Origin of the sequence: Methylobacterium persicinum, from assembly GCF_022179525.1 — a bacterium.
In the GTDB taxonomy this organism is placed as follows: domain Bacteria; phylum Pseudomonadota; class Alphaproteobacteria; order Rhizobiales; family Beijerinckiaceae; genus Methylobacterium; species Methylobacterium persicinum.
Genome location: NZ_BPQX01000020.1, coordinates 85,565 through 105,200, shown reverse-complemented (window position 1 = coordinate 105,200; position 19,636 = coordinate 85,565). Strand labels below are relative to the sequence as shown.

The window sequence follows — 19,636 nt, the reverse complement described above, 5'->3', positions numbered from 1 at the left end:
GGCCGTCACCGCCGCCCTGCCGTCTGACAAGGCCGAGACGGCGGATCAGGCCAGCAACGTCGTCAACGTCCGCCGCCGGCCGCGCTGAGGGCGTTATTCCCCCTCTCCCCGTCTTGCGGGGAGAGGCCCGCCGACACCTTGTCGTGTCGGCGGGAAGCGGAGGCGAAGCCGTAGCGGCGGTGAGGGGGCTCACAGGATGTGACGCCTTCGGCCCACCCCTCACCCCCGGCTGCCGCCTCGCTCCGGCGACGACGAGGTCGCCGAAGCCCTCTCCCCGCGGGCGGGGAGAGGGGAGAAAAGCGACGATCGGCCAGCCTTCAGCCCAACGCCTCTTCCACTGCCTTGCCGCAGGCCTGCGTGTCGGCGTTGCCGCCGAGGTCGCGGGTCCGAAGAGTCCGCTCGGCTAGCACCCGTTCGATGCCGGTGACGATCTCGGCCGCCGCCTCGGCCTCGCCGAGGTGTTCCAGCATCATCGCCCCGGACCAGATCTGACCGATCGGGTTGGCGATGCCCTGGCCGGCGATGTCGGGGGCTGAGCCGTGGACCGGCTCGAACACCGACGGATGCACCCGCTCCGGGTTGATGTTGCCGGACGGCGCGATGCCGATCGTGCCCGTGCAGGCGGGGCCGAGGTCCGACAGGATGTCGCCGAACAGGTTCGAGGCGACCACCACGTCGAACCGGTCCGGGTTCAGCACGAAATGCGCGGTCAGGATGTCGATGTGGTACTGGTCCCAGGTGATGTCGGGATAGTCCTTCGCCATGGCCCGCACCCGCTCGTCCCAGTACGGCATGGTGATCGAGATGCCGTTGGACTTGGTGGCCGAGGTCAGGTGCTTGCGCGGCCTCGTCTTGGCCAGCTCGAAGGCGAACTTCAGGACGCGGTCGACGCCGTAGCGCGTCATGATCGTCTCCTGCAGGGCGAATTCCCGGTCGGTGCCGGCAAACATGCGCCCACCCGCGTTCGAGTACTCGCCCTCCGTGTTCTCGCGGACGACCCAGAAGTCGATGTCGCCGGGCTTCCGGTCGGCAAGGGGGCATTTCACGCCGGGCATCAGCCGCACCGGGCGCAGGTTGACGTACTGGTCGAACTCCCGCCGGAACAGGATCAACGAGCCCCAGAGGGAGATGTGGTCCGGCACCCGGGCCGGCATGCCGACGGCGCCGAAGAAGATCGCGTCGTGGCCGGAGATCTGGGCCTTCCAGTCCTCCGGCATCATCCGGCCGTGCTGCTCGTAGTAGTCGCAGCTCGCGAAGTCGAACCAGTCGAGCTGGAGGGTGAATCCGTGGCGCTTGGCGGCCTTCTCCAGCACGCGCACGCCTTCGGGGACGACCTCCTTGCCGATGCCGTCGCCGGGAATCACCGCGATGCGGTAGCTGCGCTCAGAACCGGACATGGAATCCTCCGCTGGTCTCGTTGGGCTCAAGGTGATGAGACCGGTCGCCCGGTCAAGGTGCCGGGGATCCCCAAGGGCATCACGCCCCTGCGTCACGCCCCTGCGTTACGTCCTTGGGTGGGGTCCAGGGGCGAAGCCCTTGGGATTAGCAGGGCTCTATCCGGGTTCCCCCACCATCGCCCGGCGCTGGCGGTCGAGTTCCTCGCTGTAGCGCTTGAGGGTGTGGCTCTCGGTGAGCAGGCCGAGCACCGTCCGCGAGGCGTCGAGCACGGCCAGCGCCTCGCTCTCCGTCCGGTCGAAGGCGGCGGCGGCCTCCTTGGCGTTCATCTCCGGCGTCAGGAAGTCGTCCGTGAGGCGCAGGAGGTCGGCCAGGGCCGGCTGCTCCCCGGAGGCGGCCTCCCGCGCCAGGGCATGGGCCTCGGGCACGGAGACGATGCCGGCGTAGCGGCCCTTCCCGTCGATCACCACCACCCGCGAGGGCGATCCGAGGGGATGGGCGCGCAGGAAGGTCGGCAGCGGAGTGTCGAGGGGTACGGGCCGCACCTCCCGCCGCATCAGGCGGCCGACGGTGAGGGAGCGGATCCAGCCGATATCGTGGGCGCTGCGGATGCTCTCGCCCCGCAGGTGGAAGCGCCAGGTGGCGAAGGAGTAGCCGAACGTCTTCCGCACCGTGAGGGAGGAGGCGATCACCGCCGCCAGCACGAGGCCGGTGATGGGCAGGCTCCCCGTCGCCTCCAGGGCGAGGAAGGTCATGGTGAGCGGGCCGCCGATCACCGCCACGGCGAGGGCGCTCATGCCGATCACGGCATAGGCCAGCGGCGTCAGCCCGAACCCGGCCATCACGGGCACGAGGAGGGGCGCGGCCACGGCGAAGAACTTGCCCGCGACCGCCCCGAGGAACAGGGAGGCGAAGAATAGCCCGCCCCGGAACCCTGAGCCGATGGAGACGGCGGAGGCGACCGCCTTGGCCGCGAACAGCCCGGCGAGGGCCAGGGCCGTGGTGCCCTGGGCGCTCTCGGCGAAGTGCATGTGTAGGGCGCCGTGGCCCCCCGAAAGCACCTGCGGCGTCCCGGCGAGCGCCAGGGCCCCGACGCAGAGGCCGCCGATGGCCGGGGCGGTGATCCGGGGAAGGCCGGAGGCCTGCACCACCTGCTCCACCAGGGTGACGCCGCGCATCACCGCGATGCCGAGGACCGCGCAGAACAGGCCGAGCATCAGGCTCGGGATGATCTCCAGGCTGGTGACGTGGGAGGTCGTCACCGCCTGCATGTTGTCGAAGGCCACGAGGGGCTGGGTGCCGAGGATCGCCTGCGAGATCAGGCTCCCGCACAAGGCCGCGACCACGACGGGCGTCAACGTAGCGATGGAATAGGTGCCGATGATCAGTTCGAAGGCGTAGAAGGCCCCTGTGAGGGGCGCGCCGAACGCCGCCGCGATGGCCGCCGCCGCGCCGCAGCCGACCAGCGTCCGCAGGTCGCCCCGGCGCAGCTCGAAGGCGATGCCGAGCCGCGACGCGACGCCCGAGCAAAGCTGCGTATAGCCCGCCTCCAGGCCGACGGAGGCGCCGCACCCGTTGGAGATGATGTTCTGCAGGGCGAGGTAGAGGCTGTCGCGCAGGGACATCCGCCCCCCGTGCAGGGCATTTGCCTCGATCGGGTCGATGGCCGGGCGCTTGCGCGGCCCGCGGATGTAGTTGACCAGGACGATGAGAAGGCCGAGCGCCATGCCCCCGAGGCAAGGGCCGGCCAGCAGCAGGATCGGCGTCACCACATCCATCGCGCTGAGGCGGCTGCCGGCGGGCAGCCGGTAGAGCACCTCGCGCAGGCCCTGGGTCATCCACGTCATGCCCGAGACGGCGACGCCCGAGATGGCGCCGACGAAGGTCGCGAGAAGGACGAGGCCGCCTTCGCTCCGACGCACGAAGGCCCGCAGCCGACCCGGCGCCTGGACGAAGGGCGCATGAACCCGCCGCCCGCGGGCCTGAGCGGCCACGGGTCCGGCGTCCGGTTCGGCCGCCGCTCCAGGGGAGGGCTGTCGCGCGCTCACCCTTCAGTTCTTACGCAGGGGAGGGGTGGGGCGTCCACAGCCGGATGATGCGGAGCGGGGGAGCCCGGCGAGGGATGGCGGGTCTTGTCCCGCTGACGCGTCCTTTCCGTCTCCGCCGGGAGGATCGTCACGCAACGCGGGCGAGTGCCGAACCCCTACTTGGTCGGGGGAGCCGCGGCCTGTTGCACCGCGCCCCGGATCCCCTTTGGCCCCTGGCGCATTGCCCCTCTTTCGGGAGGATCGAGATGGGTCTCGCCGCGTTCGTGTTCTTCGTCGTCCCCTGGATGCTCCTGGCGGCGTGGCTGTTTCGTCTGCCGAGCGCCCTGCGTATGGGCGTTCCGCCGACGCCCTGGCGTCCGCTCACCCAGTTCCCCGAGCCCCCGCACGATCAGCGCGGCGAGACCAACCCCTTCAATTCCGGCGAGAACGACGGATCGAACGCCCACGGCGGCGACAAGCACACGCCCTACATCGCCTGAGGGCGCTCAGTAATCGTCGTCCTCCATCGCCCGGGCCGGCGCCCGGCCGCGCCCGCCCCGGCGGGCCGAGCCGGCGCCGATGCCGGCCACGAGGTCGGCGATGTGGCGCAGGGTCTCGACGGACAGCACCTTCTCGCCCTCGCCCCGCCCCTGGGGGATGAGGGCCTTGGCGAAGCCGAGCTTCTGGGCTTCCTTCAGCCGAGCCCCCGCCTGGGCGACCGGGCGGATCGCCCCCGACAGGCCGATCTCGCCGAAATAGACCGTCTCGGCCGGCAGCACCGCCCCCGACAGGGACGAGACCAGGGCGGCGGCCACCGCGAGGTCGGCCGCCGGCTCCACCACCCGAAGGCCCCCCGCGACGTTGAGGTAGACGTCGTGGCTCCCGAGCCGGATGCCCGCATGGGCCTCCAGCACGGCGAGCACCATGGACAGGCGGTTCGGATCCCAGCCCACCACCGCCCGGCGGGGCATGCCCAGGGAGGAGGGGGCCACCAGGGCCTGGATCTCGACGAGCAGCGGCCGCGTGCCCTCCATCCCCGCGAAGACGGCGGTGCCCGCCGCCTGCTGGTCCCGCCCCGCCAGGAACAGGGCCGAGGGATTCGGGACCTCCGAGAGCCCGGCATCGGTCATCTCGAACACGCCGATCTCGTCGGTGGGCCCGAAGCGGTTCTTCACGGCGCGGAGGATGCGGAAGTGGTGGCCCTGGTCGCCCTCGAAGGAGGCGACCGCATCGACCATGTGCTCCACCACGCGCGGGCCGGCGATCTGCCCGTCCTTGGTGACGTGGCCCACCAGAATCACCGCCGTCCCCGTGGTCTTGGCGAAGCGGATCAGCGCCTGGGCTGAGGAGCGCACCTGCGTGACCGTGCCGGGGGCCGATTCGACGGTCTCGGTCCACATGGTCTGGATCGAATCGATCACCGCCAGCGCCGGGGGCCTGCCCTGGCTCAGGGTCTCCACGATGTCCTCGACGTTGGTCTGCGCCGCGAGCTGCACGTCGGCCTGGGCGAGGCCGAGGCGCTCGGCCCGCAGGCGCACCTGCCCCACCGCCTCCTCGCCGGAGATGTAGGCGACCCCCGCCCCCTGCTTGGCCATCGCGGCGGCGGCCTGCATAAGCAGGGTCGACTTGCCGATGCCGGGATCGCCGCCGAGCAGGATCACCGAGCCGCGGACGAAGCCGCCGCCGGTCACCCGGTCGAGCTCGCCGATGCCGGAGGGGGTGCGGGGGGCCTCCTTGGCCTCCCCGGTCAGGCCCTCCAGGGGGAAGATCCGCCCCCGGGCCCGAGAGGGCCGGGTGGCGGCGGGGCCGGACTGGCCGGGCCCGGCGGAGGTTTCCTCCTGGATCGTGTTCCAGCCGTCGCAGGCCTCGCAGCGCCCGCGCCAGCGGTTGTAGACCGCCCCGCAGGACTGGCAGACGAAGGTCTGGTGGATCTTGGCCATGCTTTCGAAGACTTTTGCCGCTTGTCACCGGTCTCCGGCCGTCGCCCTCATCCGGAAATTCTTGCCGTCCTTGCGAGCGGAGCGAAGCAACCCAGGGCAATGGGACATCCCGAGGCCTTGGCGCATCCCTGGATTGCTTCGCTCCGCTCGCAAGGACGGAAGGTTCCGGTGATTGTCCGGTTCGGTTTCGGAGGAAGACGAGGGCGAGGCCGGGAGACTCGCCGTCCTACCCACCATAATCTCGAACATAACGAGAACCAAGGCTGGTGAGGATCTCGTAGCCGATGGTCCCTGCCGAACGGCCGACCGTATCGACGTCGAGGGTATCGCCGATCAGCACCGCGCCTGCGCCCCGGCGCGCGTCGGGGGCCTCCGTGACGTCGAGGATGATCAGGTCCATGGAGACGAGGCCGAGGATCGGGCAGGCCACGCCGCCCACCAGCGCATGGCCGCGCCCGCTCAGGGACCGGGGCAGGCCGTCGGCGTAGCCCAGCGACAGGGTGGCGAGGCGGCGCGGGCCCGGCGCGGTCCAGCGCCCATTATAGCCTGCGGTCATGCCGGCCTCGACCTCGCGCACCTGGACGATCCCCGCCTCCAGGCGCACCACCGGCCGCATCGGGTTGGTCCGGCCGGGGGTGGGGTTGCCCCCGAACAGGGCGTAGCCCGGCCGCACGAGATCGTGCCTCGCACCGTCGAGGAAGAGGCCGGACGAGTTGGCCAGCGAGCCCCGCGGCCCCGGCAGCGCCGCCCGCACGAGGGCGAAGTCGGCGATCTGCCGGGCGTTGACCGGGTCCTCCGGCCTTTCCGCGCTGACGAAGTGGCTGATGACGAGGTCGATCCCCGCCGCCGGGATCCGTGGATCCCCCGCCAGGGCCAGGGCGTCGGGGACGGAGAGGCCGAGCCGGTTCATGCCGGTGTCGACATGGAGCGCCGCCGGCCGGGGGCCTCCCGCCAGGGCGGCCCATTCCGTCAATTCCTCCAGGCTGCCGAGGACGGGCCGCAGGCCGGCCGCCGCGAAGGCCTCCGCCGAGCCCGAGGGGAGCCCGTTCAGCACGTAGACCGCCGCCTCCGGCACGACGGCCCGGGCGGCGAGGCCTTCGGACAGGTGGGCGACGAAGAAGGTGCGGCAGCCCGCCGCCCAAAGGGCCGGCGCGGCGCGGCCGATGCCGGTGCCATAGGCGTCGGCCTTGATCACCGCCGCGCATTCCGCCCCCGCCGCGAGGGCGGCGAGGCGGCGCCAGTTGGCCGCGAGGGCGGAGAGATCGACCGTCAGCCGGGCGCCGTGCACCCCCGTCCCGCTCCGTCCCGAACCCGCCACGCCCAACGCTCCCGCCCGCCCGACCCGCCGCGATGCACGCCCCGGACCTAGTGCCACACCCGATGCCCTGGCAACGACGGAACTCCGGTTCCCGCCCCCGATTCCAGGGAGACACCCCTGTCGAGGACCCGTCTGATGCGCATCGCCATCCTCGCTGCGGCGCTGATGCCCTGGATAGGCCCGGCCCTGGCGCAGACCACCCCCATCGGGCCGGGGGGAAGCTCCCTCGGCACGGTCACCGTGGCGCCGGCGGCCCCCGGCTTCACGAATCAGCAGGCCGCCGTCGAACCGCAGGTCTCCCTCACCAACCCCGGCGGCCTGAGCCTCGGCAGCACGTCGAGTTCGGGCTCTGGGGCCTTTCCGACGGTCTCCGCTCAGACCGGAAGCATCCTCAACGCCAGCGGGCTGAGCTTCGGCTCCGGCGTCTCCGTGGGGAGGATCGGAACCACCACCGGAACGGGCCTGTCCATCGGGGCCACCGGCAGCCTCGGCCTCTCGTCGACGGGACTCTCGTCGACTGGATTGTCCTCTTCGGTCCTCGGCGGCTCTTCCTTCGGAGGCGGGATTTCCGGCCTGCAGGGCAGCAGCCTCACAGGCTTGGGCGGCGTAGGGGCATCGAGCGGGCTCGCGACGGCGGGCATCGGTGCCACCGGCTTCTCCGGAACGAGCCAGACCGCCGCGACCGGCCTCGGGACCCTCACCACCGGCGGGTTCAGCCTCGGCGGCACGGCCACGACGGCCCGGAGCGGGATCGCGACGCCGGCCACAGGGGGTGGCGGCGGCACGGGGGGTGCCGGCATCGCGGCCGGCAGCGGGGCGACGGACCCTGTCGCCGCCTCCGTGACCCCCGCCGCGGTCACCCCCACGGCGGGCGGGGCCGGAGGCGGGGGGGCCGGAGGCGGGGGGGCCGGCATCTCCGGGGCTCCCGCGACGGCGGCCAACGACCCCTGTGCCAGCTCCGCGGCGGCGGCCTGCCTCGGTGGCGCGGGCGCCTACTGAAAGGGCATCGGGTGACGCCCCGATGCATCGGCGACACAGAATGGGCATCCCGGCCCGCATGGTGGTGACGGCCGAGGTTCGGCAGTTTATAGTGAACCCCTTCGTCGGGAGAGCCGCACGGGCCTCGTCGGCGCCTCCCGTGCGTATCCTGAAGTGAGGCGATGCCGTTTACAGTCCTCGATCTCGTGGTCCTCGGCATCGTTGCCGTGTCCGCGCTTTTGGCGGCCGTCCGCGGCGTCACCCGTGAGGTCCTGGCGATCGTCGCCTGGGTCGTCGCGGCCGCGGTGGCTTGGTCGTTCTATCCCCTGCTCCTTCCCACGGTGAAGCAGCACGTCAGCAGCGACACGGTCGCCCTGGTGGGATCCATCGCCTCGATCTTCCTCGTCACGCTGATCGTGGTGTCGATCATCACCGTGAAGATCTCCGACGTGGTGCTCGATTCGCGCATCGGCGCGGTGGACCGCTCCCTCGGCTTCCTGTTCGGCGCCGCCCGGGGCTTCCTGATCTGCGTGATCGGCTGGGTGTTCCTGTCCTGGCTGGTCCAGGGCAAGGTGCCGGATTGGGCAGCCCAGGCCCGCAGCCGGCCGATGCTGGAGAAGTCCGGCGATGCCCTGGTGGCCCAGCTTCCCGAGAACCCCGAAGGGTTCCTCAAGCAGTTCAAGAAGCCCAAGCCCGTCACCCCGCCCAACGAGGCGGCCGACGCGCCGGCCGACGACACGGCGGTCCAGAAGCGCACGGAGACGGCGCCTGCCCCCAAGCGCTAGCCCGCGCGGGCTTCAAGCGCTGAGCCGCGCGGGCCGCTGCCCTGCGGCCAACGCCGTTGGCCTGACGTGCCGGAGCGATTACATGACGAGTGCGTGACGCGCGGCCCGTTGCAGCGCCGGTCACCCTGACACGTCGCACCGACACGTCGCCCCTGGAAGGGACCGAGCCCGAGCATGTCGCGAACTGACGCTGACACCTCCGCCGATTTCGATCTCGACGGCGATACCCTGCGCGAGGAATGCGGGGTGTTCGGCATCTTCGGCCACCCGGATGCCTCGGCCATCGTGGCGCTGGGGCTGCACGCCCTGCAGCACCGCGGCCAGGAGGCGGCGGGCATCGTGTCCTTCGACGGGTCGGTGTTCCACTCGGAGCGCAGGCCGGGCCTCGTGGGTGATTCGTTCTCGGATGCGGCCACCATCGAGCGCCTGAAGGGCCGGTCTGCCATCGGCCACGTCCGCTACTCGACCACGGGCGGGACGATCCTGCGCAACGTCCAGCCGCTCTTCGCGGAACTCGCCGGCGGCGGGCTGGCGGTGGCCCATAACGGCAACCTGACCAACGCGCTCTCGATCCGCCGGGACCTCGTCCGCGACGGGGCCATCACCCAGTCCACCTCGGACACGGAGGTGATCCTCCACCTCGCCGCCCGGTCCCGGAAGCCGCGGATCATCCAGCGCTTCATCGACGCCCTGCAGGCGATCCAGGGGGCCTACGCCCTCGTCGCCCTGACCAACAAGAAGCTGATCGGCGCCCGCGATCCGCTGGGCATCCGCCCCCTCGTCCTGGGTGAGCTCGACGGGCGCTACCTCCTGGCCTCCGAGACCTGCGCCCTCGACATCATCGGCGCCCGCTATGTCCGGGACATCGAGAACGGCGAGATCGTCGTGATCTCCGAAGAGGGCATCGAATCGATCCGCTTCGCCGAGGCGAAACCGATGCGGCCTTGCATCTTCGAGTACATTTACTTCGCCCGGCCGGATTCCATCGTGAACGGCAAGAGCGTCTACGGCGTGCGCAAGGCCATCGGCCACGAACTCGCCCGGGAGGCCCGGGCGGAGGCGGACGTGGTGGTGCCGGTGCCCGATTCCGGCGTGCCGGCGGCCCTCGGCTACAGCCAGGAGACGGGCATCCCCTTCGAGATGGGGATCATCCGCAACCACTATGTCGGGCGCACCTTCATCCAGCCGACCCAATCGGTGCGGGAACTCGGCGTGCGCATGAAGCACTCGGCCAACCGGGCGGCGGTGGCCGGCAAGCGCATCGTGCTGGTGGACGACAGCCTCGTGCGTGGGACGACCTCGGTGAAGATCGTGCGCATGATGCGCGAGGCCGGGGCGGCGGAGGTGCATTTCCGCATCGCCTCGCCGCCGATCACCCATCCCGACTTCTACGGCATCGATACGCCGGAGCGGGAGAAGCTGCTGGCCGCCACCCACGACCTCGAAGGGATGCGCCAGTATATCGGCGCGGATTCCCTGGCCTTCCTCTCGATCCCCGGCCTCTACCGGGCTATGGGCGAGGAGGAGCGCAACGGCGCCTGCCCGCAATACACCGACCACTGCTTCACCGGCGACTACCCGACGGGCCTGACGGACCTTTCGATCGCCAGCCCCCGCCAGATGGCGATGCTCGCCGAGGCCGATTGATCTCATGCCTGGCTTTCCGGCGAACCTGCCCCTCGACGGCCGCGTGGCCGTCGTCACCGGTGCCTCGCGGGGGATCGGCCGCGCCGCCGCCCTGGCCCTCGCCGAGGCCGGAGCGCATGTCGTGGCGGTGGCCCGCACGCAGGGTGCCCTGGAGGAACTCGACGACGAGATCCGTCAGGTCGGCGGCAGCGCCACCCTGGTGCCCCTCGACCTCAAGGATTTCGACGCCATCGATCGGCTCGGCAAGGCGATCCACGAGCGCTGGGGCAAGCTCGACATCCTCATCGGCAATGCCGGCGTGCTCGGCGTCCTGATGCCGCTCTCCCATATCGATCCGAAGATCTGGGCGAGCACCCTGGACATCAACGTCACCGCCAACTGGCGGCTGATCCGGTCCCTCGATCCGCTGCTGCGCATGTCCGATGCCGGCCGGGCGATCTTCGTCACCTCCGGCGCGGCGAGTGCGTGCAGGGCCTATTGGGGGCCCTACGCCGTGACCAAGGCGGCCCTGGAGGCCCTGGTGCGGACCTATGCCGCCGAGACCGAGACGACGGCGATCCGGACGATGCTGGTGAGCCCCGGCCCCCTGCGCACGCGGATGCGCCGCTCGGCCATGCCCGGCGAGGATCCGCAGACCCTGCGCACCCCGGAGGATCTGGCCCCGCATTTCGTGCGCCTCGCCTCCCCGAACTGGGCCGAGACCGGGCTGATCTACGATTTCCGGCAGGACCGCCTGCTGACGCCGCGCGGGCCGGAGTGAGCGGGAAGTCCGGCCGTGAAACATCCCCTCTCACCGCGTCCTGCGGAGAGGCGCGCGATACTCCGGCCACCCGCGCGTGATCCCATCCTTTCCCTCATCCTGAGGTGCCGCGAAGCGGCCTCGAAGGAGGGATCCAGGGATCGCGACGTTTTCTGAAGCCCTCCTTCGAGGCCCGCCGGGGCGGGCACCTCAGGATGAGAGAGAAGGTGGGACGAGTTCTACCACCCTGACCGCAGGCGTTGGGGGTGGCGTCCTTACGCCGCCTTCACCTCTGCCAGGAAGCCGCCGACCTCCTGCGTGAGCCGCTCCGACTGGGTCGACAGGGCCCGGGCGGCCTCGAGCACCCGGGCGGCGGCCTGACCCGTGCGCTCGCTCCCGTCGCGCAACTCGGCGAGGGTGGCGCTCACCTCGGCGGTACCCCCGGCCGCATGGGCGACGCTTCGGGCGATCTCCCCCGTGGCACTGCCCTGTTGTTCCATGGCCGCGGCCACGCCCCCGACCCGGGCGGACATCTCGCCGATGGCGTCGCCGATGCGGCGGATGTCGCCCACGGCGGCCTGGGTCGCCGCCTGGATCTGGCCGACCTGCACGCCGATCTCGTCGGTGGCGCGGGCCGTCTGGCCGGCGAGTTCCTTCACCTCCGCGGCTACGACGGCGAAGCCCCTGCCGGCTTCCCCGGCCCGGGCCGCCTCGATCGTCGCATTCAGGGCGAGGAGGTTGGTCTGGCCGGCGATGGCGGAGATCATCTGCACCACCTCGCCGATCCGCATGGCGGCGGCGGAGAGCTGCTGCACCGTCGCATCGGTCCGCTTCGCATCCGCGACGGCCCGCTCGGCCATCTCGGAGGATTGGGCGACCTGATCCACGATCTCGCGGATCGACGCGGTCATCTCCTCGCTGGCGGCGGCGGCGGTCTGCACGCTCTCGGAGGTCTGCCGGGCGACGGCGCCCGCCGCGATGGTGCGGCCGGTCCCGTCCTGCGCGGTGCCGGTCATGGACCGGGCGGTGGCTTCCAACTCACCGGAGGCCGCCGAGAGGGCGCCGGTCAGGCCGGAGACCCGCTCCTCGAAGGACCGGGCGAGGCTGTCCAGGGCTGCCGCCCGTCCCGCGGCGGCTTCGCTGCGGGAGACTTCCGATGCGGACAGGCGCCGGGCCGTGGCGGCGTCGTCCTTGAAGACCTGCAGCGCCCGGGCGAGGAGCCCGACCTCGTCCCGGCGCTCCGTTCCCACCACGGTCACGGCGAGGTCACCCGCCGCAAGGTCGTTCATCGCCTGCGCCATGCGGGCGAGGGGACGGGCGATACCGAGCACCGCGATGGCCGCGAGCAGGGCGAAAGCCGCGCTCAGGCCGACCGCTGCCAGCCAGGTCAGGCGGTCCTTCGTGGAGCCGGCGACCTGCCCGGCGGTCTCCCGCGCCGCGGCGAGGTCGGCCAGGGCCTGCGTCACCCTCGCCTCGACGGCGGCGAGGGCCTTCGCCCGGAGGGCGGCATCCTCCTGGGTGGACATGGCGAAGGCGATGTCGGTCATGCCCTGCTTGGCGTTGGTGACCACCTTGTCGGAGAAGGCGAGGTAGTCCTTCACCACCCCGCGGGCGGCCTCGTCCTGGGTGCGCTGCCCGGCATCGGCGCCGAGGGAGACGAGGCGGTCGGCCTCGCGCTCCGCCCGGGCCACGGCCTCCTGATGGCGCACCGCCAGGGTCTGGAGCACGTCGCCGCTGCCCTCCACGATCACGCCCTTCTGCGCGATCGTGGCCGCGTTCAGGGCGTCCGCCATCCGCAGGGCGGCGACGACCCGGTTCACCTGCTGCTCGACGACCTCGTCGGTGGTGTGGCGCAGGGTGTCGAGGCCGGAGCGGGCCATGAGCACGAGCCCCACCGCCATGAGCAGGACGAGCGCCGCCGGGAGGGCGAGCTTGGCGATGAGCTTGAGATCGTTAAAGGCACGCATGGGAAAGATCCGGAAGCGGAAGAACCTTCGCCTGAGATGACAGCTTTTAAGACTGCGGTTGTTAACGCGACGTTCTTACATAGATTTCTTGATAGCTTTGGAGTTATATTTCATAGATGAAGCGTAGTGATTGATTAATTGGCCTGATGCCGGAAACGCGGCGGAACGGCTGTCCCTCCGCTGGTCGCCCGGGGGGCGGGCGGCTATGACGGGCCGGAGGGCGGGAGACACCGAATGATCGACGTGCGGGCGATGTGCGCCATCGGGCAGCGGGGCCAGCTCGGCCTGCACGGGCATCTGCCCTGGGAGGGCAACACCGATCCGCTCTACGTCGAGGACGTGACTCGCTTCTTCGCAGAGACGCAGGGCCACGTGCTGATCGCCGGCCCCAAGACCATCGCGTCGGTTCCGGACTTCGCCTTCCGCGACCGCACCATTGACGTGATCCGCTCCCACGAGGACCCGCGGGCGGTCCTCGCCCGCTATCCCGGCCGGCGGATCTTCGTCGGCGGCGGGATCGCGGTGTGGAACGTCTATGCGCCCTTCATCCAGCAATGGGACATCACCCGCCTTCCCTATGACGGGGAGGCCGACCGCTGGTTCGATCCGGCCTGGCTCGTCGGCGGCGGCCTGCGCGGCGCATGAGCGGCCATCCCTACAGCTTCGGCATCGAAGAGGAATATTTCCTGGCCGATGCGCGGACCCGGGGAACGCCGCAGGGCGACCTTGCGGCCTTTCATGCCGAGGCGAAGGCGGGGCTGCCGGAGACCGGACGCGAGCTGGTCGCGGCGCAGATCGAGCTGTGCACCCCGCCGCTCGCCGTGATGGACGAAGCACGCCGCAACCTCGGCGGGCAGCGCGCCCGCCTCGCGATGATCGCGGGCCGCCACGGGCTGACCCTCCTGTCCTGCGGCACCCATCCCGTCGCGAGGCGCGAAAGCCAGACCGCATCGGACGGCGAGCGCTACCAGGGCATCCTCTCCGATCTCGGCATCGCCGCCCGGCGGGCGCTGATCTGCGGCATGCATGTCCATATCGAGGTGCCCGATCCCGACGGGCGCATCGATCTCATGAACCGGCTTCTGCCGTTCCAGCCGATGCTGCTCGCCCTCTCGGCCTCCTCGCCGTTCTGGCAGGGGGAGGCCACGGGCCTCATGGCCTACCGCCTCAGCGTGTTCGGCGAATTGCCCCGCACCGGGCTCCCGGAGATCTTTGCCGACGCCGCCGCCCATGACCGGTTCGTAGCGATCATGACTCGGGCGGGCGCCATCGCCGATGCGAGCTACCTGTGGTGGTCCCTGCGTCCCTCGATCAAGTACCCGACCCTGGAGCTGCGGATCGCCGACGCCTGCACCCGGCTCGAGGATTCCCTCTGCCTCGCGGCCCTGTTCCGCTGCCTCGTGCGGCTCTGCGTGCGCCGGCCCGATCTCAATGCCGGCCTCGACGGCGTCTCCCGGGCCCTCACCCTCGAGAACCTCTGGCGAGCCCAGCGGGATGGCGTCCGCGCCGCCCTGATCGACGAGGCCCGCGGCGGGGCGGTCCCCTTCAACGAAGCCCTGGACGCGGTGCTGGCCCTGATCGCGGAGGATGCGGACGCCCTGGGTTGCGTGCCGGAGGTAGCGCGCGCCCGTGCCATCGCCGCGGAGGGTACAAGCGCCGACCGGCAGGTCGCGGCCTACGCGGCGGCGCGGGCCGCAGGGTCGGACCACTCCGCCGGCCTTGTCGCCGCCGTGGACTGGATCGCGGGGGCGGTCATCTAGAGCGTGTTCTGTCATCCTCGAATCATGCCGCGTCTCTCGTCTTTGCGAGCGAAGCGAAGCAATTCAGGGATCCGCCACATCCGGGCAGGTTCCGCTGCCCTGGGTTGCTTCGCTGTCGCTCGCAAAGACGGTTGAGCGGGCGATCCAGATCAACCCGAAACCGCTTCAGCAGGACGCCGCGGACATCCCCGCCCGTCAGTGCCCGTCCGGGCCGGGGGCGAGCCCGTCGAGGAACGGTGCGGCGGCGGCGGTAGCCTCGCGCTCGATCGCCCGGTAGCGGGCGACGAGGTCGGCGCCGAGGGGAGAGAGGCGGGCACCGCCGCCCGAGCGGCCGCCACTCTGCGCCTCCACCACCGGCCGGCCGAAGCCCGTATTCATCGCCTCCACGAGCATCCAGGCCCGCCGGTAGGACATGCCGAGCGCCCGACCCGCCGCGGAGATCGAGCCGTGCCGGGCGATCATCTCCAGAAGCGCGATCTTGCCCGGCCCGATCCGGAAGTCCGGGCCGAGATCGATCCGAATGCTGAGCTGCGCCATTGGTCCGAAGCCGCCTCCGCAGCCCTCTCCGGCCCGCAGTATCACGGCTCGGGGACGGTGTGCCTCCCCGGGGCGTTTCCCTCAGGCAGACCGAGAGGACATCCCATGACGTGCCGTGCCCTGCCGCTGGCCGCGATCGCGGTCCTGGCCGCCACCGCCGCCCGGGCGGAGCCGCCGAAGGCGGCGGTGTTCGATTTCCAGCTCGCCAATCTCGGGGCCCAGGGGCCGACCGAGGCGGATACGAAGCGCCTGCGGCCCATCAGCGACCTCCTGAGGCAGCGGCTCGCGGATACGGGCCGCTACCGGATCGTGTCCACGGCGCCGGTGAGGGACGAGGTCCGCGATGGTGCTGACCTGCGCCAATGCGGCGGCTGCGCGGACGACTACGCCCGCAAGCTCGGTGCGGATGTGGCCATCACCGGCGAGATCCAGAAGGTCTCGGCGCTGATCCTCAACATCAATGTCTATGTGAAGGATCTCAAGGCAGGCACGCCCGAGCAGGCCTACAGCGTCGATATCCGCGGCGACACCGACACCTCGTTCGAGCACGGGGTGAAGTACCTCGTGCAGGAAAGGATGCCGCCGGCCCCGAAGTGAGAGCTTCGGATCTGCCACCTTTGAGGACACCCTCATAGGGCCTTTGCAGCAGCCTGCTAGAACTGCGAGATCCGGCTGCCGCGCCTGCGCATCATGTCGCCACCGGTCTCCTTGGTCTCCGCCGCCGCAGGTGCCTCTTCCTGTTGTGGCTTGACCGTCTTCGTGTCCAGCTTGCCGACCCGCTCGATCCGGACCCCGACCTGGGAGCCCCGGCGCCATGCCACCTTCACCGCGCAGACGAAGTCGTGCCCGATGACCCGGAACATGAAGCGCTCGGGAAGCTCCATGGATTCCGGCACGGCGAGCCGGGCGCCCGAGGCGGAGATGTCCTTGACCGACGTCGCGATCTCGCTGCCGTCGAAGAGCCGGATCTTGGCGATCCAGTTCGTCTCCTTGCGCTCCTCGCGGCGCACGTTGCGGAACATGATGTCCGCGGCAGTCTCAGTGGTCATTCGGCCGACCCACCCTCACCCGCGTGAGTAGACCGGCCGGAGAGCCATGCATCGCACCAGCACATGGAGACGTGGTACCATGACCCAGTCGACATTATGAGCGTTTCCGACTCGGACGGATCGCTAGAATGGCAGGCGATTCCTAAATAATCTATACTATTCAAAAACAGAGTTGGCGGGATCTCGCGGATTAAAAAGGTAAATAAATTAGAAATAAGGAAAGCGGCCGTGGTGGCCGACGCGAATCCTGGTGACGGGCCAGGAGCTTGTCCGCAGGAACGGCCCCACCGACCATGAACGGGGGGATGCCACACTCGGCAGGGCCGGCCGGACGGATCCGACCCGGCGACAGTGCGGATGACGCCGCCCCGGGACAATTACATGGATCAAAGAGTTCAACCTGAGAGCGAAATTGCGCCGCCGTCGGGCGAGATCGCCGGCTCCACTAGGCCTGACAGGTTTCCTGCCATGACTTTGCCGTGCTTGTCCCGTTTCGGTCGTCCCGTATTCGGTAAGGCTTTGAGACTACAACGGGGCTGACAGTCCTGCAGTACGATTCCATGGACCGGCCCAAGCCAGAGATCTTGCTCGATCGCGCCGCCGCCTTCGAAGAGGAAGCGGCCCGGCTCCGGGCCGAGGCCGGCTCTCCCGGCACACCGGCCCGGGGGGACTCGGAGCGCGCCGTCCGGATGGCCCTGGCCGAGAGCGAACAGCGCTACCGCGCCCTGTTCGAGGCGGTGGATGACGGGTTCTGCATCATCGAGTTCATCGACGGTCCCGACGGCCCGATGAGCGACTACGTCCATGTGGAGGCCAATTCCGGCTACCAGCGGCATACGGGCATCCCGGACATCGTCGGCAAGCGGTTGCGCGAGATCGCCCCCGGCGAGGAGGAGGGGTGGCTCGACCTCTACGGCGGGGTGCTGCGCAGCGGCGTGCCGGTCCGCTTCGAGCGGGCCTTCGTCGCCGTGGGCCGCCATATCGAGGTCTCCGCCGCCCGGGTCGAGCCGGCGAGCCGCCGCCAGGTGTCGGTGCTGTTCCGCGATATCACCGAGCGCAAGCGGGCCGAGGAACGCCTGCGGGAGAGCGAGGAGCAGTTCCGCATCCTCACCGAGGCGATCCCGAACCACGTCTGGTCGGCCCGCCCGGACGGCAGCCTGACGTGGTTCAACGCGCAGACCTACGCCTATACCGGCATGCCGCCGGGTGGCCTGGAAGGGCCCCTGGCGTGGCAGACGGTGGTGCATCCGGAGGACCGCGCCGCCGGCCGCCGCGGACTGGGCGCACGCCCTCGCCACGGGCGTCGTCTACCAGCACGAGATGCGCCTCCGCCGGGCGGACGGGGCCTACCGCTGGTTCCTGGTCCGGGCCGAACCGGTCCGCGACGCGGCCGGAGCGATCGCCCGCTGGGTCGGCACCGATGTCGACATCGACGAGGGCAAGCGCCGGGCGGCGGAACTGGAGCGGCTGGTGGCGGAGCGCACCGCCGACCGCAACGCCCTCTGGCAACTGTCCCGCGACCTCATGCTCCGCTGCACCTTCGAGGGCGTCATCACCGCGGTGAACCCGGCCTGGACCGAGATCCTGGGCTGGCGCGAGGACGAACTCCTCGGGCGCAACCTGTCCGACTTGGTCCATCCCGACGACGCCGCCCGGCCCCGCGAGGGGGTCCGGGACCTGTCCAGGGGCATGTCCCACGCCCGGTTCGACAACCGCTACCGGGCCAGGGACGGGAGCTACCGCTGGATCGCGTGGTCCACGCGGCCGAGCGAGGACCTGATCAACGCGGTGGGGCGCGACGTCACCGCGGAACGGGAGCGGGCCGAGGCCCTGGCGCGGACCGAGGCGGCCCTGCGGCAGGCGCAGAAGATGGAGGCCGTGGGCCAGCTCACGGGGGGGCTCGCCCACGACTTCAACAACATGCTGGCGGGCATCGCCGGCTCCCTGGAGATGATGCAGACCCGGGTGCTGCAAGGGCGGACGGGCGAGCTCGACCGCTACATCGCCGCGGCGCAGGGGGCGGCCAAGCGCGCGGCGGCGCTGACGCACCGCCTGCTGGCCTTCTCCCGCCGGCAGACCCTCGACCCGAAGCCCACCGACGTGAACCGGCTGGTCGCCGGCATGGAGGAACTGGTCCGGCGCACGGTCGGACCTCCGGTGACGGTGGAGGTGGCGGCGGCCGGGGGGCTCTGGCCGACCCTGGTCGATCCGAGCCAGCTGGAGAACGCCCTGCTGAACCTCTGCATCAACGCCCGGGACGCCATGCCGGGGGGCGGGCGCATCGTGATCGAGACCTGCAACCGCTGGCTCGATCACCGGGCCGCGGCGGAACGCGACGTCGCGCCGGGCCAGTACGTGTCCATCTGCGTCTCGGACGACGGCACCGGCATGACCCCGGACGTGGTCGCCAAGGCCTTCGATCCGTTCTTCACCACCAAGCCCCTGGGCGAGGGCACCGGCCTCGGCCTGTCGATGATCTACGGATTCGTCCGCCAGTCCGGCGGGCAGGCGCGCATCTATTCCGAGGTCGGGCGTGGCACGACGGTCTGCCTCTACCTGCCCCGCCATCGCGGCGAGGCGGAAGGGCCGGACGAGATCGAGAACCGCCCGCCCAAGCCCCTGGCGCGGGCGGGCGAGACGGTGCTGGTCGTGGACGACGAGCCCACCGTGCGCATGCTGGTCGTCGAAGTGCTGGAGGATCTCGGCTACCGCGCCATCGAGGCGGAAGACGGCCCCGGCGGCCTCACGCTGCTGCGATCCGACCTGCGCATCGATCTGCTCATCACGGATGTGGGCCTGCCGGGGGGAATGAACGGCCGGCAGATGGCGGATGCCGCCAGGACCTGCCGGCCGGGCCTGAAGGTGCTGTTCATCACCGGCTATGCCGAGAACGCGGCCCTGAACCATGGCCACCTCGCCCCCGGCACGCAGGTGCTGACGAAGCCCTTCGCCCTCGACGCCCTGGCCGGGCGCATCCGCGGTTTGATCGAGGGCTAGGGCGGTTTCCGGGACGCTGGGATCACGTCATCACCACGGTCATGGCGCGAGGTGAAGGCGCCGGAGCACGAGGCCCCCGGATCGGGCCGGGTGCCGCCCTACTGCGCCTGAGCGAGGCTTCCGGTCAGGCACTGATGCATGAAGGCCTTGCGGTCCGGCCCCTTCGCAAGGCCCTTGGCGACGGCCTGGCTCCGGCAGGCGTCGCGTTGGGGCTTCATGCAATCGTGCATCGCCGCCTTGCGCTCCGGCCCCGTCAGGCTCCGGCTGTCGACCTGTGCCCGGCACTGGGCCCTGGCCGAGGGTCCGCCCGTGGCCGGCGCCTCCGCCTGCGCGAGGGCGGCGGCGGGGAGGCCCAGCACCACTGCGAGGGCAAGGAACGAAGGTGTGGCGCGTGTCATGGTCTGGCTCCTGTCCGGCCGGCCCCGGTCCGGGGTTCGACGGGGCCATGAGACAGGTCGGCCGCATCCGTTCCGTGGCCGGGCGGTATCCGGCCGGTA

17 protein-coding genes and 1 pseudogene are annotated in these 19,636 nt (G+C 70.8%); 10 read left to right on the top strand and 8 right to left on the bottom strand.

Annotation, left to right across the window (positions count from 1 at the left end):
• Nucleotides 1–317 precede the first annotated feature (317 nt).
• Nucleotides 318–1,397 carry a tartrate dehydrogenase gene (locus MFF22_RS08795; RefSeq protein ID WP_238248585.1) on the bottom strand — a complete coding sequence of 360 codons (1,080 nt, stop codon included), beginning with the start codon at nt 1,395–1,397 and terminating at the stop codon, nt 318–320.
• A 156-nt stretch (nt 1,398–1,553) separates the two neighbouring features.
• Nucleotides 1,554–3,389, bottom strand: a complete 1,836-nt coding sequence (locus MFF22_RS08790) for a chloride channel protein (RefSeq protein ID WP_370877570.1) — start codon at nt 3,387–3,389, stop codon at nt 1,554–1,556.
• A 299-nt stretch (nt 3,390–3,688) separates the two neighbouring features.
• On the opposite strand from MFF22_RS08790, the gene MFF22_RS08785 reads away from it, so the two are divergent.
• The gene (locus MFF22_RS08785; RefSeq protein WP_238248584.1) at nt 3,689–3,922 is read left to right on the top strand and encodes a hypothetical protein; all 234 of its coding nucleotides are present in this window, start codon (nt 3,689–3,691) and stop codon (nt 3,920–3,922) included.
• Between the two features lie 6 nt (nt 3,923–3,928).
• Here MFF22_RS08785 and radA read toward each other — a convergent pair whose 3' ends face one another.
• Complete coding sequence (radA, locus tag MFF22_RS08780; RefSeq protein ID WP_238248583.1) at nt 3,929–5,362, bottom strand: DNA repair protein RadA; 1,434 nt, start codon at nt 5,360–5,362, stop codon at nt 3,929–3,931.
• A 226-nt stretch (nt 5,363–5,588) separates the two neighbouring features.
• On the bottom strand, nt 5,589–6,680 hold the full coding sequence (gene alr, locus MFF22_RS08775; RefSeq protein WP_238248582.1) for an alanine racemase: 1,092 nt from the start codon (nt 6,678–6,680) through the stop codon (nt 5,589–5,591).
• 135 nt (nt 6,681–6,815) lie between these two features.
• Between alr and MFF22_RS08770 the strand changes: the two genes are divergently transcribed.
• The 4 genes from MFF22_RS08770 to MFF22_RS08755 all read left to right on the top strand — a co-directional run bounded on the left by MFF22_RS08770 (nt 6,816) and on the right by MFF22_RS08755 (nt 10,850).
• On the top strand, nt 6,816–7,679 hold the full coding sequence (locus tag MFF22_RS08770) for a hypothetical protein (protein ID WP_238248581.1): 864 nt from the start codon (nt 6,816–6,818) through the stop codon (nt 7,677–7,679).
• A gap of 161 nt (nt 7,680–7,840) precedes the next feature.
• Nucleotides 7,841–8,443: a CvpA family protein gene (locus tag MFF22_RS08765; RefSeq protein ID WP_238248580.1), complete on the top strand. Its 603-nt coding sequence runs from the start codon at nt 7,841–7,843 to the stop codon at nt 8,441–8,443.
• A gap of 174 nt (nt 8,444–8,617) precedes the next feature.
• The gene (purF, locus tag MFF22_RS08760) at nt 8,618–10,090 is read left to right on the top strand and encodes an amidophosphoribosyltransferase (protein WP_238248579.1); all 1,473 of its coding nucleotides are present in this window, start codon (nt 8,618–8,620) and stop codon (nt 10,088–10,090) included.
• Between the two features lie 4 nt (nt 10,091–10,094).
• Nucleotides 10,095–10,850, top strand: coding sequence for an SDR family NAD(P)-dependent oxidoreductase (locus MFF22_RS08755; RefSeq protein WP_238248578.1), 756 nt, complete (start codon nt 10,095–10,097; stop codon nt 10,848–10,850).
• Between the two features lie 254 nt (nt 10,851–11,104).
• On the opposite strand, the gene MFF22_RS08750 is transcribed toward MFF22_RS08755, so the two are convergent.
• Nucleotides 11,105–12,796: a methyl-accepting chemotaxis protein gene (locus MFF22_RS08750; RefSeq protein WP_238248577.1), complete on the bottom strand. Its 1,692-nt coding sequence runs from the start codon at nt 12,794–12,796 to the stop codon at nt 11,105–11,107.
• Between the two features lie 234 nt (nt 12,797–13,030).
• Here MFF22_RS08750 and MFF22_RS08745 point away from each other — a divergent pair, with 234 nt between their 5' ends.
• Complete coding sequence (locus MFF22_RS08745) at nt 13,031–13,441, top strand: dihydrofolate reductase family protein (RefSeq protein WP_238248576.1); 411 nt, start codon at nt 13,031–13,033, stop codon at nt 13,439–13,441.
• Entirely contained in the window at nt 13,438–14,556 is a 1,119-nt protein-coding gene (locus tag MFF22_RS08740) for a carboxylate-amine ligase (RefSeq protein ID WP_238248575.1), read from the top strand. The genes MFF22_RS08745 and MFF22_RS08740 overlap by 4 nt, the downstream gene beginning before the upstream one ends.
• 195 nt (nt 14,557–14,751) lie before the next feature.
• Here MFF22_RS08740 and MFF22_RS08735 read toward each other — a convergent pair whose 3' ends face one another.
• The gene (locus MFF22_RS08735) at nt 14,752–15,093 is read right to left on the bottom strand and encodes a winged helix-turn-helix domain-containing protein (RefSeq protein ID WP_238248574.1); all 342 of its coding nucleotides are present in this window, start codon (nt 15,091–15,093) and stop codon (nt 14,752–14,754) included.
• Between the two features lie 105 nt (nt 15,094–15,198).
• Between MFF22_RS08735 and MFF22_RS08730 the strand changes: the two genes are divergently transcribed.
• Nucleotides 15,199–15,690, top strand: a complete 492-nt coding sequence (locus tag MFF22_RS08730; protein WP_238248573.1) for a DUF3280 domain-containing protein — start codon at nt 15,199–15,201, stop codon at nt 15,688–15,690.
• A 56-nt stretch (nt 15,691–15,746) separates the two neighbouring features.
• Here MFF22_RS08730 and MFF22_RS08725 read toward each other — a convergent pair whose 3' ends face one another.
• The gene (locus MFF22_RS08725) at nt 15,747–16,142 is read right to left on the bottom strand and encodes a PilZ domain-containing protein (protein ID WP_238248572.1); all 396 of its coding nucleotides are present in this window, start codon (nt 16,140–16,142) and stop codon (nt 15,747–15,749) included.
• 560 nt (nt 16,143–16,702) lie between these two features.
• Here MFF22_RS08725 and MFF22_RS08720 point away from each other — a divergent pair.
• Both MFF22_RS08720 and MFF22_RS08715 read left to right on the top strand, forming a co-directional pair.
• Nucleotides 16,703–17,161 (top strand): annotated as a pseudogene (locus tag MFF22_RS08720) (hybrid sensor histidine kinase/response regulator); the annotation flags it as partial.
• Nucleotides 17,162–17,348: 187 nt separating this feature from the next.
• Nucleotides 17,349–19,139, top strand: coding sequence for a PAS domain-containing hybrid sensor histidine kinase/response regulator family protein (locus tag MFF22_RS08715; protein ID WP_238248571.1), 1,791 nt, complete (start codon nt 17,349–17,351; stop codon nt 19,137–19,139).
• A 98-nt stretch (nt 19,140–19,237) separates the two neighbouring features.
• Here MFF22_RS08715 and MFF22_RS08710 read toward each other — a convergent pair whose 3' ends face one another.
• A complete protein-coding gene (locus MFF22_RS08710) occupies nt 19,238–19,537 on the bottom strand; it encodes a PsiF family protein (RefSeq protein WP_238248570.1) in 300 nt (99 codons plus the stop codon).
• Between the last annotated feature and the right edge of the window lie 99 nt (nt 19,538–19,636).

Bases quoted from the DNA above. Each gene is read 5' to 3' on its own strand.
- MFF22_RS08795 (WP_238248585.1), bottom strand. From the start codon at position 1,397: ATGTCCGGTTCTGAGCGCAGCTACCGCATCGCGGTGATTCCCGGCGAC.
- MFF22_RS08785 (WP_238248584.1), top strand. From the start codon at position 3,689: ATGGGTCTCGCCGCGTTCGTGTTCTTCGTCGTCCCCTGGATGCTCCTG.
- radA (WP_238248583.1), bottom strand. From the start codon at position 5,362: ATGGCCAAGATCCACCAGACCTTCGTCTGCCAGTCCTGCGGGGCGGTC.
- MFF22_RS08770 (WP_238248581.1), top strand. From the start codon at position 6,816: ATGCGCATCGCCATCCTCGCTGCGGCGCTGATGCCCTGGATAGGCCCG.
- MFF22_RS08765 (WP_238248580.1), top strand. From the start codon at position 7,841: ATGCCGTTTACAGTCCTCGATCTCGTGGTCCTCGGCATCGTTGCCGTG.
- purF (WP_238248579.1), top strand. From the start codon at position 8,618: ATGTCGCGAACTGACGCTGACACCTCCGCCGATTTCGATCTCGACGGC.
- MFF22_RS08755 (WP_238248578.1), top strand. From the start codon at position 10,095: ATGCCTGGCTTTCCGGCGAACCTGCCCCTCGACGGCCGCGTGGCCGTC.
- MFF22_RS08750 (WP_238248577.1), bottom strand. From the start codon at position 12,796: ATGCGTGCCTTTAACGATCTCAAGCTCATCGCCAAGCTCGCCCTCCCG.
- MFF22_RS08745 (WP_238248576.1), top strand. From the start codon at position 13,031: ATGATCGACGTGCGGGCGATGTGCGCCATCGGGCAGCGGGGCCAGCTC.
- MFF22_RS08740 (WP_238248575.1), top strand. From the start codon at position 13,438: ATGAGCGGCCATCCCTACAGCTTCGGCATCGAAGAGGAATATTTCCTG.
- MFF22_RS08735 (WP_238248574.1), bottom strand. From the start codon at position 15,093: ATGGCGCAGCTCAGCATTCGGATCGATCTCGGCCCGGACTTCCGGATC.
- MFF22_RS08730 (WP_238248573.1), top strand. From the start codon at position 15,199: ATGACGTGCCGTGCCCTGCCGCTGGCCGCGATCGCGGTCCTGGCCGCC.
- MFF22_RS08725 (WP_238248572.1), bottom strand. From the start codon at position 16,142: ATGACCACTGAGACTGCCGCGGACATCATGTTCCGCAACGTGCGCCGC.
- MFF22_RS08710 (WP_238248570.1), bottom strand. From the start codon at position 19,537: ATGACACGCGCCACACCTTCGTTCCTTGCCCTCGCAGTGGTGCTGGGC.